This is a genomic window from Aquabacter sp. L1I39 (assembly GCF_017742835.1).
Taxonomy (GTDB): domain Bacteria; phylum Pseudomonadota; class Alphaproteobacteria; order Rhizobiales; family Xanthobacteraceae; genus L1I39.
On the sequence record NZ_CP072392.1, the window covers coordinates 3,894,607 to 3,907,928 of the forward strand.

General features: G+C 67.0%; 12 protein-coding genes. 7 read left to right on the top strand and 5 right to left on the bottom strand.

Translation table 11 applies throughout. From position 1 onward, the window contains the following. Window positions 1-109 precede the first annotated feature (109 nt). Entirely contained in the window at window positions 110-910 is an 801-nt protein-coding gene (locus J5J86_RS17615; protein ID WP_209100335.1) for a YdcF family protein, read from the top strand. 13 nt (window positions 911-923) lie between these two features. On the opposite strand, the gene J5J86_RS17620 is transcribed toward J5J86_RS17615, so the two are convergent. Further along, complete coding sequence (locus J5J86_RS17620; protein WP_209100337.1) at window positions 924-1,217, bottom strand: DUF3253 domain-containing protein; 294 nt, start codon at window positions 1,215-1,217, stop codon at window positions 924-926. Between the two features lie 610 nt (window positions 1,218-1,827). Between J5J86_RS17620 and J5J86_RS17625 the strand changes: the two genes are divergently transcribed. Both J5J86_RS17625 and J5J86_RS17630 read left to right on the top strand, forming a co-directional pair. After that, window positions 1,828-2,529 (top strand): glutathione S-transferase family protein, encoded by a 702-nt coding sequence (locus J5J86_RS17625; RefSeq protein ID WP_209100339.1) that lies wholly within the window; start codon window positions 1,828-1,830, stop codon window positions 2,527-2,529. Beyond that, entirely contained in the window at window positions 2,526-2,966 is a 441-nt protein-coding gene (locus J5J86_RS17630) for a DUF1489 family protein (protein WP_209100341.1), read from the top strand. Before J5J86_RS17625 ends, J5J86_RS17630 begins: the two co-directional genes overlap by 4 nt. Window positions 2,967-2,987: 21 nt before the next feature. On the opposite strand, the gene sseA is transcribed toward J5J86_RS17630, so the two are convergent. From sseA to J5J86_RS17645, 3 genes are all read right to left on the bottom strand, one after another. Next, window positions 2,988-3,818, bottom strand: coding sequence for a 3-mercaptopyruvate sulfurtransferase (gene sseA / locus J5J86_RS17635; protein WP_209100343.1), 831 nt, complete (start codon window positions 3,816-3,818; stop codon window positions 2,988-2,990). Between the two features lie 36 nt (window positions 3,819-3,854). Further along, the gene (locus tag J5J86_RS17640) at window positions 3,855-4,886 is read right to left on the bottom strand and encodes a cysteine synthase A (protein WP_209100345.1); all 1,032 of its coding nucleotides are present in this window, start codon (window positions 4,884-4,886) and stop codon (window positions 3,855-3,857) included. A gap of 170 nt (window positions 4,887-5,056) precedes the next feature. Next, the gene (locus J5J86_RS17645) at window positions 5,057-6,505 is read right to left on the bottom strand and encodes a cryptochrome/photolyase family protein (protein WP_209100347.1); all 1,449 of its coding nucleotides are present in this window, start codon (window positions 6,503-6,505) and stop codon (window positions 5,057-5,059) included. A 195-nt stretch (window positions 6,506-6,700) separates the two neighbouring features. Between J5J86_RS17645 and J5J86_RS17650 the strand changes: the two genes are divergently transcribed. From J5J86_RS17650 to J5J86_RS17665, 4 genes are all read left to right on the top strand, one after another. Further along, complete coding sequence (locus tag J5J86_RS17650) at window positions 6,701-7,588, top strand: glutaminase (RefSeq protein ID WP_446698693.1); 888 nt, start codon at window positions 6,701-6,703, stop codon at window positions 7,586-7,588. A gap of 99 nt (window positions 7,589-7,687) precedes the next feature. Next, window positions 7,688-9,100 carry a threonine synthase gene (thrC, locus tag J5J86_RS17655; RefSeq protein WP_209100351.1) on the top strand — a complete coding sequence of 471 codons (1,413 nt, stop codon included), beginning with the start codon at window positions 7,688-7,690 and terminating at the stop codon, window positions 9,098-9,100. After that, window positions 9,097-10,359, top strand: coding sequence for a M16 family metallopeptidase (locus tag J5J86_RS17660; protein ID WP_209100353.1), 1,263 nt, complete (start codon window positions 9,097-9,099; stop codon window positions 10,357-10,359). Before thrC ends, J5J86_RS17660 begins: the two co-directional genes overlap by 4 nt. Before the next feature lie 107 nt (window positions 10,360-10,466). Then, window positions 10,467-11,105 (top strand): GNAT family N-acetyltransferase, encoded by a 639-nt coding sequence (locus J5J86_RS17665; RefSeq protein ID WP_209100355.1) that lies wholly within the window; start codon window positions 10,467-10,469, stop codon window positions 11,103-11,105. A gap of 175 nt (window positions 11,106-11,280) precedes the next feature. On the opposite strand, the gene J5J86_RS17670 is transcribed toward J5J86_RS17665, so the two are convergent. Further along, window positions 11,281-13,203 (bottom strand): AsmA family protein, encoded by a 1,923-nt coding sequence (locus tag J5J86_RS17670; RefSeq protein ID WP_209100357.1) that lies wholly within the window; start codon window positions 13,201-13,203, stop codon window positions 11,281-11,283. Window positions 13,204-13,322: the final 119 nt, after the last annotated feature.

The window sequence follows — 13,322 nt, forward strand, 5'->3', positions numbered from 1 at the left end:
AGCCGCCGCGGCCAAAATGTCCCAGGTTACAACTGGCTGACATTGCGTCCCGCCTCTTTCCCTCCCTGCCCCGAATGTCTAATCGGAGGCGCGGGGTGGGGAGAGGCGCGTGGACGATTTCTTCACGTTATCGAAGATCCTGTGGACCCTTGCGGTCCCTTCAAACCTTTTGATCCTGCTGTCCGCCATCGGCTTCGTCATGCTGCTGGTCGGCGTGTGGCGACCAGCGATCCTCGCCTTGGCGCTGGGAATCGGGGGGCAGGTGGTGGCGGGATTCTCGCCGCTGGCACACTATCTTGTCTCGCCCTTGGAAGAGCGCTTCCCCCCGTTCAAGCCCGATGGGCAGCCGGTGGACGGCATCATCCTGCTTGGCGGTTCGGAGGTCCCCGACATTGCCCTGAGCCGCAATGTGCCGGCCGTGAACGATGCCGGCGAGCGGGTGATCGTGTTCAGCGCCCTTTCGCGCGCTTATCCCGCGGCTCAGCTCGTTTTCTCCGGCGGGTCCGCCGATCTGGGAGAAACCGCGCCGATGGAAGCCCGGGCCATCCGCGAAGCCTTCAAGGACGTGGGGGTCGATCCCGACCGGGTGCTCTATGAGGGGCGCTCGCGCAACACGGCGGAAAATGCCGCCTTTGTTCGGGCCATGATCGAGCCGAAGCCGGGCGCGCGTTGGCTGCTGGTCACCTCCGCCTTCCACATGCCGCGCGCCGTGGGCGCCTTCCGGGCTGTGGGCTTCCCCGTGATCGCCAATCCCGTGGACTATCGCACCATCGGGCCGGATGGACTGGCCGCGCCCTTCCTGCGGGCAGCTGAAGGGCTCGACCTGACCGACCTTGCCGCCAAGGAATGGGTGGGGCTCGGGGTCTATTACATGACCGGGCGCACGAACGCCCTGTTCCCGGCGCCCTGAAGGCGGCGGCTCGTCAATCGTTGCGCGGCAGGCCCAGGCGATAGACGCCGCGGAATTCCTCCGGGTCCACCGGCTTACCCTTTCGGAAGATCATGAGCCGGCCTTCCCGCGCGAGGCTCACCGCCACGCGCCGCACGAGGGGCAAGGCGCGTTGCCACTGGTCCGGCGGCAACAGGGCCTGAGCGACCTCAGTGGGAGATACGGTGCCGGCGTCTCCGGTTTCGGCGGCGAGGGAAAGAATGGTTCGGCTCACCTCCTCTTCGGCGGGGAGGGCGGCGCGGGGAGTGTCAGCGTCGAGCTTGCTCATGTGTCCCTCCTGGCATCGCCGGAGGCGCCGCGCAAGCCTCGCAAGTTGGGAGGGCAACGGGAAAATGCCGTTGTGACGTGGCCCATGGACGGACCCGCCAAGCGCCTCACGAATTGTGATTCGAGACGGGAATGTGGCGGGGCTTGCACGAAGCTGTGCATCGCACAAAGAACCCCATTGCAATTTTATGAACGGTTCATTAACTAACGCGTTTGCGTGGCACATCATGTGCGTTGCGCTGCGGAAACCGGATTTCGGACCGCAACCGGACCAAGATCCAGGGTAACCTTGTCATCATGACAACCTCGACCGATCGCTCCTGCTGGTGCTTTGCACGTCGGATGATCGCCGTTTTCCTCGTCGCCATCTGTCTCGTCTATCTTTTTGGCGGTTTTGAGCCGACCCTCGTCGCAGGCCGGTAAGGCCTGGGCTTTTTCCTGCATTCCCAGGCTAATGTCGCGGCTGCGGCGTCCGAGGCTGTGAACAGCGTGTGGGCGAAGGGCTGTGGCGTGTGAGACCGGCGCACACCTTGCTATAAGGTGGCAATGCTGGTCTGCCCCGCGCGCTTTATGCGATGTCGGGCCTGCGGGCCCTTGCCCGGGAGGGGCGCATGACGCTCGCTTTGATCATCGCCAACAAGAATTATTCCTCCTGGTCCATGCGGCCTTGGCTCGCCCTGAAAGCGGCCGATGTGGATTTCGAGGAAAAGCTCGTGCCGCTCGGCAGCGATCTCTTCCGGAAGACGCTGGCGGGGCTCGGCACGGCCGGGCGCGTGCCGGTGCTGCTGGATGACGGTGCGGCCATCTGGGAATCGCTGGCCATCATCGAACATGTGGCGGAGCTCTATCCGGACCGTCCCTTCTGGCCCACGGATCGCGCAGCCCGCGCCATGGCCCGGGCGGTGGCCGCCGAGATGCATGCAGGCTTTCATTATCTGCGCCGGCACTTGCCCATGAATCTGTGGCGGCCGCCGGAGCCGCGGGCGCTGGACGAGGGCGGGGAAAAGGACCTCGCCCGCCTCACCGCCATCTGGACCGCAGCGCGTGCGCGGTTCGGGGCGGAGGGCCCGTTCCTGTTCGGACGCTTCAGCGCGGCCGATGCCATGTTCGCGCCCCTCGCCACGCGCCTGCGCACCTACCAGGTGCCGATGACGCCGGAGGTGGCGGACTATGTGGCCGCCATCCATGCCTATCCCCATTTCGTCGCCTGGCGCGATGCGGCGCTCGCAGAGCCCTGGGAGGTGGCGGAGGACGAGGTGGATTGGCCGATCGTCAAGCGCGAGGCGGCGCCGCAGGGGACCACCGGGGCATGAGCGGCCCATTGCATCTCATCAAACTGTGCGTGGGCGCGGACTCGGTGGAGGACCTCACCGATTGGATCGCCGAACGCCTGGCCGAGAAGGCGGCGCGGGGCGAGCCGGTGGAGCAGTTTCACACCACGCGCATGGTGCCGTCCCGGCCCGACGAGTTGAAGGCGGGCGGATCGCTCTATTGGGTCATCAAGGGCGAGGTGCTGTGCCGGCAGGCGATCCTCGACATCCGTCCCTTCGTGGACGGGGAGGGCATCCGCCGCTGCCGCCTGGTACTGGACCCGGACGTGGTGCGGGTGGTGCCCCGGCCGTCGCGTCCGTTCCAGGGCTGGCGCTATCTGAAGGCAGCCGATGCGCCGGCCGATCTCGATGCGGCCCGCAGCGCTCCGGATTTGCCGGAAGCGCTGCAGAAGGAATTGCGGTCCCTCGGCCTTCTGTGAGCCGAGAGACCGGGCACGGGATCAGGCGCTCTTTTCGATCGGCTTGCCGCTGGAGGCCCATTCGGTCCAGGAGCCGTCATAAAGTGCCTGCGGGCGCTTGCCGACGCTCTCCAGCGCGATCCACAGGATCGCCGCCGACACGCCCGAGCCGCACGAGGTGATGACCGGGCGGGAAAGGTCGACGCCCGCCGCCTCCAATTCCTGGCGCACCACATCCGGCGGCACGAGCTTGCCGTCCTGTACCAGGTTCGAGGAGGGCAGGTTCAAGCTCCCGGGGATGTGGCCCGAAGGCAGGTTCGGCCGGGGCTCGGGGGCCTCACCGGTGAAGCGGCCGGCGGCGCGGGCATCGAGGATTTGGGTCGGCGTGCCGATGGCCTTCTCGATATGGGCAATGTCGGCCACCACGGAGCGGTCGAGGCGGGAGGTGAAGACCGCCGGCTTGCGGGTTGCGGCGCCCTGATCCAGCGGGCGGTCCTCGGCGATCCACTTGGTGAGGCCGCCTTCCAGGATCTTCACATCCTGCGCGCCGAAGGCCCGGAAGGTCCACCACACGCGCGGCGCCGAGAACAGGCCCACGGTGTCATACACGACGATCCGCACGCCATCGCCGATGCCGAGCGCGCCGACAGCGGTCGCGAAGTCGCGCGGCTCCGGCAGCATGTGGGGCAGATCGGTGCTGTGGTCGGAGATGCCATCCAGGTCGAAGAAGACGGCGCCGGGAATGTGACGCTCCAGGAACTCGGCCTTGCCGTCGCGCTGCGCATTGGGCAGGTACCAGGATGCATCGACGATGACGAGATCGGGGGCGTTCAGATTGTCCGCGAGCCATTCGGTGGTGACGAAGATCGACATGCTGGGCCTTCTCAATCGGGCGTTTGGACGCGTCCTTCAGACGAGGACGTTGGGAACCTTGGCCTTGCGCTCCAGCCATCCGGGAACCGGCAGGGACTTGGACCGCAGGAAGTCCGGGTTGAACAGCTTCGATTGATAGCGCGTGCCGTAGTCACAGAGAATGGTGACGATGGTATGCCCCGGCCCCAGTTCCCGCGCGAGGCGGATGGCTCCGGCCACGTTGATGCCCGACGACCCACCCAGGCACAGACCCTCGTGTTCCAGGAGGTCGAACACGATGGGGACCGCCTCCTCGTCGGGGATCTGGTAGGCGAAATCCAAGGGCGCGCCTTCGAGGTTGGCGGTGATGCGGCCCTGGCCGATTCCTTCCGTGATGGAGGAACCCTCCGACTTCAACTGGCCCGTCGTATAATAGGAATAAAGCGCGGCTCCCATGGGGTCGGCGAGGGCGATCTTAACGTCCTTGCTGCGCGCCTTGAGCGCCATGCCGATGCCGGCAAAGGTCCCGCCCGTGCCGACCGCGCAGACAAAGCCGTCCACCTTGCCGCTGGTCTGCTCCCAGATTTCCGGGCCGGTCGTCGCGATATGGGCCTGCCGGTTGGCCACATTGTCGAACTGGTTGGCCCAGATGGCGCCGTGGGGCTCGGTCTTGGCCAGCGCTTCAGCCAGACGGCCAGAGACCTTCACGTAATTGTTGGGGTTGGAATAGGGGACGGCCGGCACCTCCACCAGCGTGGCGCCGGCGAGCTTCAGCATGTCCTTCTTTTCCTGGGACTGGGTCTCGGGGATGACGATGACCGTCTTGAAGCCGAAGGGCGCCGCCACCAGGGCAAGGCCGATGCCCGTATTGCCGGCGGTTCCTTCCACGATGACGCCGCCGGGCTCCAGCGTGCCCTTGGCGATGGCGTCGCGGATGATGCCCAACGCCGCGCGGTCCTTCACCGATTGGCCGGGATTGAGGAATTCCGCCTTGCCGAGGATCTCGCACCCGGTCTCCTCGGAGGCGCGCTTGAGGCGGATCAGGGGGGTGTTGCCGATGGAGTCCACCAGCCCGTTGCGAATCGTCATGGCACCAACCTCTCGCGCGACGGACGCACCGCCAGTGCCGCGCCGACCTGCGGTGTCGCGGTGGGCAAGTGCCGTTCCTGCTCATTACCCGTCCGGAGCGCGTGAAGAAAGATGTAATCCTCCGCGCTTGCCGGGATGTCGATCATTAAGGACGTAACGTCGCTGTGATTTCACGCCGCTCCGCGCTTCACCTGCTCGAATGCGGCCAAGGCCCGGTCGCGGGCAGCGGCATGATCCACCAGGGGGCGGGGATAGGTGCCGCCCAGCTTCACCCCGGCCCGCTCCAGGGTGGTGCGATCCGCCATCCAAGGCTTGTGGATGAGCGTTGCCGGCATCCGGGAAAGCTCGGGCACATAGGTGCGCACATAGGTGCCGTCGGGGTCGAACTTCTCGCCCTGGAGCACCGGGTTGAAGATCCGGAAATAGGGCGCGGCATCGACGCCCGAACCCGCCACCCATTGCCAGCTGGCGGGATTGTTGGCGGGGCAGGCATCCACCAGCGTGTCCCAGAACCAGTCTTCGCCGTGCCGCCAGTCGATGAGCAGGTGCTTGGACAGGAAGGAGGCCACCACCATGCGCACCCGATTATGCATCCAGCCCGTCTGCCAGAGCTGGCGCATGCCGGCGTCCACGATGGGATAGCCGGTCAGCCCCTTTTGCCAGGCGGAAAGGTCCGAGGGGGCATCGCGCCAGGGAAAGTCGTCGAAGGCGCTCTGGAGGTTGCGGCGGGCCATGTCCGGCTCGGCGGCGAGCAAATGATGGGCGAATTCGCGCCAATAGAGTTCCGATTCGAACTTGGCGGCATCCCGCTCAGACACCGCCCCCACCTCCGCCGCGTGGCGCGCCACTGCACGGACCTGGCGGGGCGAGATTTCCCCGAAGCGCAGAGCTGGCGAGAGGCGGGAGACATGCTCCGCCGAGGGCACGTCGCGGCCTTCCGCATAGCCTTTCAGCCCGTTTGAGACGAAGGCGTCCAAGCGCACTTGCGCCGCCGCCTCCCCGCAGGTCCAGGTGGCGCGCAGTCCGGCGGTCCAGTCGGGCGATGTGGGCTCCAGGCCCCAGGTGTCGAGGGAATCGCCCTTGATCTCGCCGGACCATCCGGTGAGGGGCTCGGGAACGGGCAGGGGCGCCCGCAGCCGCCGCTCCTTCAAGGCGGCCCGCTGAAAGGAAGAGAAGGTGCGCGGCAAGGTCCCGGCCTGGGTGGACACCGTCCCCGGCGGATGCAGCAAGTGCCCGTTGAAGACCTTCACCTCGGCCCCAAGGGATCGAACCGCCTCGGCAACTTGGGTGTCGATGGCGTGCTCGGCCGCGCCGGGACGGGCATTGAAGGTCAGCGCCTCGGCTTTCAGCTCCGCCATCACCGCCGGCACCACTTCGCCCGCCCGCCCTCGGCGCAGCACCAGGGGAACCCCGCGGGCGGAAAGGTCCGCCGCCAGCGCCCGCAGCGATTGGGCGAGCCACCAGCGGGCGGCACCGCCCAGCGGTCGAAGGCCGGCGCTTTCCTCGTCCAGCACGAACAGCCCCACCACCGGCCGCCCCGCGCGGGCGGCCTCGGCCAAGGCGGGGTTGTCGGAGAGACGGAGATCCGTGCGGAACCAGTGCAAAGCGGGAGACGTCATGACACCTCGCGGGCCGGGACCGGCGGGGGCGCAGTCGCGGTGGGCGATTAACGCATATGCAAGGCGGGCGGATCAGTGCTGCGCCAATAGGCTCGTGCGGGGCTTTAATCCGGCTATGATCCAGGTGTCAGCCAAAACTTCCCGAGGACCGCTTTGCCCGACATCGGAACCGTCGTCCAAGACATCGCCGCCCGCATGTCGCTCCGCAAGGAGCGCGGCAAGGTGGCGAGCTATATTCCCGAGCTGGCCAAGGTCTCACCCGACCAGTTCGGCATCGCGGTGGTGACGGCGGAAGGCGAGATGCATGTGGGCGGGGATGCCGACACCCATTTCTCCATTCAGTCCATCTCCAAGGTCTTCACCCTGACCTTGGCGCTGGGCAAGGTGGGCGATGCGCTCTGGAACAAGGTGGGGCGGGAGCCGTCGGGCCATCCGTTCAACTCCATCGTCCAGCTGGAATATGAGAAGGGCAAGCCCCGCAATCCCTTCATCAATGCCGGTGCCATTGCGGTCACCGACGTGCTGCTGGCCGGCCACCAGCCGCGCGAGGTGTTGGGCGAGATCCTTCGCTTCATCCGCTTCGTGTCCGAGGACGACAGCATCGCCATGGACCAGCATGTGGCGCGCTCGGAGAAGCAGACCGGATTCCTCAACACCGCGCTCGCCAATTACATGCGGGCCTTCGGGGTGCTGGAAAACCCGGTGGACCATGCGCTGGGCGTTTATTTCCATCATTGCTCCATCGCTATGTCCTGCCGACAGATGGCCATGGCGGGACGCTATCTCGCCTTTTCCGGCCGCCTGCCGGGCTCGGGCATCCGCGTCATTTCCGCCGAGCGGGCGCGGCGTATCAATGCGCTGATGCTGACCTGCGGCCATTATGACGGCTCGGGCGACTTCGCCTTCCGCGTCGGCTTGCCCGGCAAGAGCGGGGTGGGGGGCGGCATTCTGCTGGTGGCGCCCAACAAGGCGTCCATCTGTGTGTGGTCGCCGGGCCTCGACCCGCAGGGCAATTCGGTGCTGGGCACCCAGGCGCTGGAAGAATTGGCCAAGGCCATGCGCTGGTCCGTGTTCGGCGAGTAAGCCGCCGCTTTCCCCCACGCCCCAACTTGTCTAGTTTGCCGCAGGCTCGCGACGCGCCTTCGCGCGTTGGTCTTCGTGCATCGTTCGGAGTTCGAGGTCTTGCTTTACGTCTCCACCCGCGGCGAGGCGCCGCCTTTGTCATTCGCCGACGCCCTGCTCGCCGGGCTTGCGCGCGATGGTGGACTTTATGTGCCGCAGGACTGGCCGACGCTGAAACCGGACGAGATCGCGGCGCTGGCCGGCAAGTCCTATGCGGACGTGGCGCGCCGGGTCATCACTCCGTTCGTGGATGGGGCCATTCCCTCCGCCGCGCTCGATGTGATGATCACCGACGCCTACCGCACCTTCCGCCACACCGCCACAACGCCTCTGGTCCAGATCGCGCCCAACCGCTTCATCCTGGAGCTGTTCCACGGCCCGACCTTGGCGTTCAAGGACGTGGCCATGCAATTGCTGGCGCGCATGATGGACCATGTGCTCGCCCAGCGGGGCGGACGGGCCACCATTGTGGGCGCCACCTCGGGCGACACCGGCAGCGCCGCCATCGAGGCGTTCCGGCATTCGGACGCGGTCGACGTCTTCATCCTCTATCCGCACAAGCGCGTGTCCGAGGTGCAGCGGCGCCAGATGACCACGGTGGGCGGGGCCAATGTGCATGCCATCGCGGTGGAAGGCACGTTCGACGATTGCCAGGCCCATGTGAAGGCCATGTTCAACCACCACGCCTTCCGCGACCGGATGGCGCTGGCGGGGGTCAATTCCATCAACTGGGCCCGCATCGTCGCCCAGGTGGTCTATTATTTCTATGCCGCCTCGGCGCTGGGCGCCCCCCATCGGGATGTCTCCTTCGTGGTGCCCACCGGCAATTTCGGCGACATCCTCGCCGGCTGGGTGGCCAAGCGCATGGGCCTGCCGGTGCGCGATCTGACCATCGCCACCAATGTGAACGACATCCTCGCCCGCACCCTGGAAACCGGGCGCTATGAGGTGAAGGGGGTGCAGCCCTCCACCTCGCCGTCCATGGACATCCAGGTCTCGTCCAATTTCGAGCGGCTGATCTTCGAGGCGGTGGACCGGGACGCGGCCAGCGTGCGCACGCTGATGGCCCAGCTCAGCCAGTCCGGCAGCTTCACCCTGCCGCGCCCGGCGCTGGAGGCCATCGCCGCCGACTTCTCTGCCGACCGAGCCGATGAGCCGGAGACGGCAGCCACCATCCGCAAGGTCTATCAGGACACCGGCTACGTTCTCGATCCGCACACGGCGGTCGCCATGGCGGTGGCGGGCAAGGTGGAGCATGCGGCGCGCGTGCCGCAGGTGGTGCTCTCCACTGCCCATCCGGCCAAGTTCCCGGACGCGGTGGAAGCCGCCACCGGCAAGCGCCCGGCTTTGCCGCCCCATATGGCGGACCTGATGACGCGCAAGGAGCGCACCACCGTGCTGCCCAACGACATCGGCGCCATCGAAGCCTTCATCACCACCCATGCCCGCATCTCGGCGGGGGCGCACGCATGAGCTTGAAGCGCACCACGCTGGAGAACGGCATCACCGTCATTTCCGACGCCATGCCCCATCTGGGCACGGCCTCGCTCGGCATCTGGGTGGGCGCGGGCGCGCGCGACGAGGAGGAGGGCGAGCACGGAATCTCCCACCTCCTGGAGCACATGGCCTTCAAGGGCACCCGCCGCCGCTCCGCCCGCCGCATCGCGGAGGAGATCGAGCAGGTGGGCGGCGACATCAATGCCGCCACCTCGGTGGAGCAGACCTCCTACAATGTGCGGGTGCTGGGCGAGGATGTGGGGCTCGGCCTCGATATCCTGTCCGACATCCTCACCGAGCCGGCCTTCGCCCCTGACGAACTGGCGCGGGAGAAGAATGTCATCGTCCAAGAGATCGGCGCGGTCCAGGACACGCCCGACGACCTGGTGTTCGACCTGTTCCAGGAGACTGCCTTTCCGGCCCAGGCGGTGGGTCGTTCCATCCTGGGCACGCCGGATACGGTGCGCTCGTTCGATCCGCAGGCGCTCGGCGCCTATCTGACGCGTACCTATCGCGGGCCGCGGATGGTTGTCTCGGCCGCCGGCGCGGTGGATCACGACCATCTGGTGGAAGAGGCGGCGCAGCGGCTGAAGTCCGTTGCGTCCGCCCAGAAGCCGGTCACGCCCGATGCCCGCTATGGCGGCGGCACCTTGCTCACCCCGCGCGACCTGGAACAGGTGCATGTGGTGCTGGGCCTGGAAGGGCGGACCTACAAGGATCCCGGCTATCACGCCCTGCAGGTGCTCACCAATGTGCTGGGCGGCGGCATGTCCTCGCGTCTCTTCCAGGAGGTCCGCGAGGAGCGGGGTCTGTGCTATTCCATCTATGCCTTCCACTGGTCCTATGCCGACACCGGCCTGTTCGGCGTCTATGCGGGCACGGACGTGGGGGACGTGGGCGAACTGACCAGCGTCGTCATCGACCAGATCATCGCCGCCGGCGAGACCGTCACGGAGACGGAGGTCGCCCGCGCCAAGGCGCAGATGAAGGTGGGGCTGCTCGCCGCGCTGGAAAGCTCCGGTGCGCGGGCCGAGCAGCTGGCCCGCCAGATCCTCGGCTTCGACCGGGTCATCCCGCTGGAGGAGATCGTGGCCAAGGTGGAGGCGGTCACGGTCGAGGGCGTTCGCCAGGCGGCGCGCGACCTGGTCGCGGCGGGCCGGCCGACCCTCGCGGCGATTGGTCCCGGCGCGGGGCTTGAACCGGCCGCCCGCGTGGTGGAACGTCTGAGAGTGTAGCCGGCGCGGGATCCTGTGTTCCTGTCGCCGGAGGGCCGTGCCGGTGGCGTCCTTGCGGACGCGGGCGGCAGGTGCCTTATCCCAAGTCGCTGCCACGAGTCCCGTTCATGTGGTTCCTGAGGACCGTCTTCGGCAATGAAGTGCTTCCCGTGATCCCCGGTCGCGGGGTCTATCTGCGGGTGCCGCAGATGCAGGACTATCCCGCTTGGCGTGATCTGAGGGAGGAGAGCCGATCCTTCCTGACCCCTTGGGAGCCCGTCTGGCCGGCGGACGATCTGACCCGCACCGCTTTCCGCCACCGCCTGAGGCGCTATGCCCGGGATATGATGTCGGACGAGGCCTATCCGCTGTTCATCTTCCACGAGCGGGACCATGTGCTGCTCGGGGGACTGACCCTGTCCAACGTCCGCCGCGGCGTGTGTCAGGCGGCGAGCCTCGGCTATTGGATGGGGGAGCCCTATGCCGGCAAGGGCTATATGCGCGCCGCGGTGAGCGCGGTGCTGCCGGTGGCCTATGAGGCGCTCCGTCTGCGGCGGATCGAGGCGGCGTGCATGACCAACAATCTGGCCTCCATCCACCTCTTGGAGCGGCTCGGCTTTGTCCGCGAGGGGTATGCCCGGCAATATCTGTGCATCAATGGGAACTGGGAGGACCACTTCCTGTTCGCCCGGCTTGCCACCGATCCCCTGCCGGATTTGGCGGGTCCGCCGTCAGGGCGCGCCCGCCAGTCGCAGCCGGCGCAGTGAGCGCTTGATTCTCCAGTGAAGGGTCACGTGCGAGATTCGTGTTCTGAGTCAGGAACTCTTGATAAGTCGTTGTATAAAAATATGAAAATCGGCACACCCTCTCTGGGTGTGATCTGATCCTAAACCATCGATTCAAAAGGGCGGGGCCTGCGCGAACGCGGCTGAGGGGGCGTCGTCAGTTGCCTGCGGCCTTGGCCGGAACCGGGGGCAAAGCCGAGGGCTTGGCCAATTGCTCGATCACCGAGCGCACCGCAGCCTCGCCATTGCTGCGGTTCCGCACCGCCTCCAGCAAGGGCTGGGCGGCGCCTGAGCGGCGGATGAGGATCTGCGGATCAAGCACCACGAAGGCACCGCTCCAGGGGCCTTGCACCATGAAGGGCAGGTCGAAGTCGGGCTTCGGCCGATCCGTCCCTGCCGCGGGCGGGGGCGAGAGAAGGATGGCCTCCCCCTTCAAGTCGATCTCGCGCCGCGCCACCGAGACATTGCCGGAGAGCGAAAGACTGACCTGCTTGCCGCGCACGCTTGCCTCTTCGATGGTGGCGGTGCCCCGGTCGAGCTGCACCTTGGCAGCCAAGGTGTCATAGGCGGTCTTCCCGCCCCTGAGATCGCCACCGCCCGAAAGCGGGCGGCGCTCGATGCGGTTGAGCACCTGCGCCACGTCGATCCCGAGCACGGCCCCGTCGGTGCCGGTCAGTTCGATATGGCCAGTAAGAGACTGTGCGATATCGAGGATGCTGCTGCCGGAGCCTTCGAGTTGCACCTCCAGGTCGCCCGTCCCGTCCAGGCGGCGCACGCCCATCAGGTCGTCGAGGGCGGGAAGGAGCGCCACCTTGTTGCCTTCGGCTTCGACACGCACCGTGGCGCCCTGGCCGTCGGGTGCAGGCCCCACGGAAAGCGAGGCCCGCACATCTCCGCCCCAGGCATGGGCGGTGCCCACCGCGACGGTCAGGCGACCCGAGCGCACCATGGCGCTGGTGGCCACACGCTCGAAGGTGCTCTCGTCCGCCGTCACGGACGCCGCCGAGAAGCGCAGGTCGAGGTCGAGGCGGGACAGGCGCTTCAGGTCGAGGGGCGTACGGTCCCACACATTGGTCGCGGCGTCGGAGAGCATCATGCGCCCATAGGGCGTCACGTCCAGCCGGTCGGAGGCGAAGGTGCCCTGGATCATGGGCCGTCCCGCGTCTAGCTTGGCGCTGAGCGCGCCTTCGCTCTGGTTGCCGTCCAGCTTCAGCGTCAGGGCGGTGAAGGCGGCGGCATCCTCGCTCGCCTGTACCTTGCCGGAGAAGGCGAACTGCTTGAGCCCGCCAGCCGTGGGCGGGTCAAGTCCGATCCAGGTCAGAAGGCCCCGCAAGGACGGGGTCTCGCCGGACACGTCGCCATTGGCGCCCGGCTTGCGCCCGCCAGAGGCGGTGCCACGGAAGCGCATCCACGATCCGCCGGTCGCCAGTTCGACGCGGGTCTCGGTGGTTTTTCCGGTCAGGAAATCCAACACATTGGCGATGGAGATCCGCGCCTCGCACTCCACGTCCCGCCACGTGAACACGGCGGAGAGGGAGGCGCCTGCGCCGCCGGACGTACGCACCAGGCGCGCATCAATGCCGTTAATGAGTTCGCGTGTGAGGCCATCCCGCGCGCGAAGCACCACCGTGCCCTTCACCAGCCGCAGTTCCGGTGCGTCGCGGGACACAACCAGGGCCGCTACCGCCACTGGCGGGGCCGAGGCGGTCGAGGTCACGATCAGCGTCGGCCGCTCCAGGGCGACGTCTGCCACTTCTATCCGGCCGACCAGAAGGGGCATCAGCTTGAGATTGGCCACGGCGCCTTCGGCATCGAGCGTGCCGCCGCCGGGCAAGGGAAAAACCACCCGGGTGAGATGCACCTGGGGGAGGGGAAAGAGCTTGAACTCGGCCTCGCCGTCGAGCGACGCCATCTGCCCCGTCGCCTGCATGATGGCGTCGGTCGACAAGCGGCGCAGGTCGCTCTTGGACACCAGCATGGGCACGAAGGCCATGGCGGCGAGCAGTGCGAGCGCGAGGCCACCGATCGCCATGGCCGAAATGGCCAGGGCACGGCGAGCCGTGTCTTGGAATGTCACCACCAGATCTTCCGGTCTTCGGTCAGGCGGGACCACGCTCAGCCAACGACTCGCCCCCGTTTGCCTGAGTGGTTTCCCATGTTGCACAAACTTTCCAGGCGGTCTGTGTCGGTTTCAAGGCT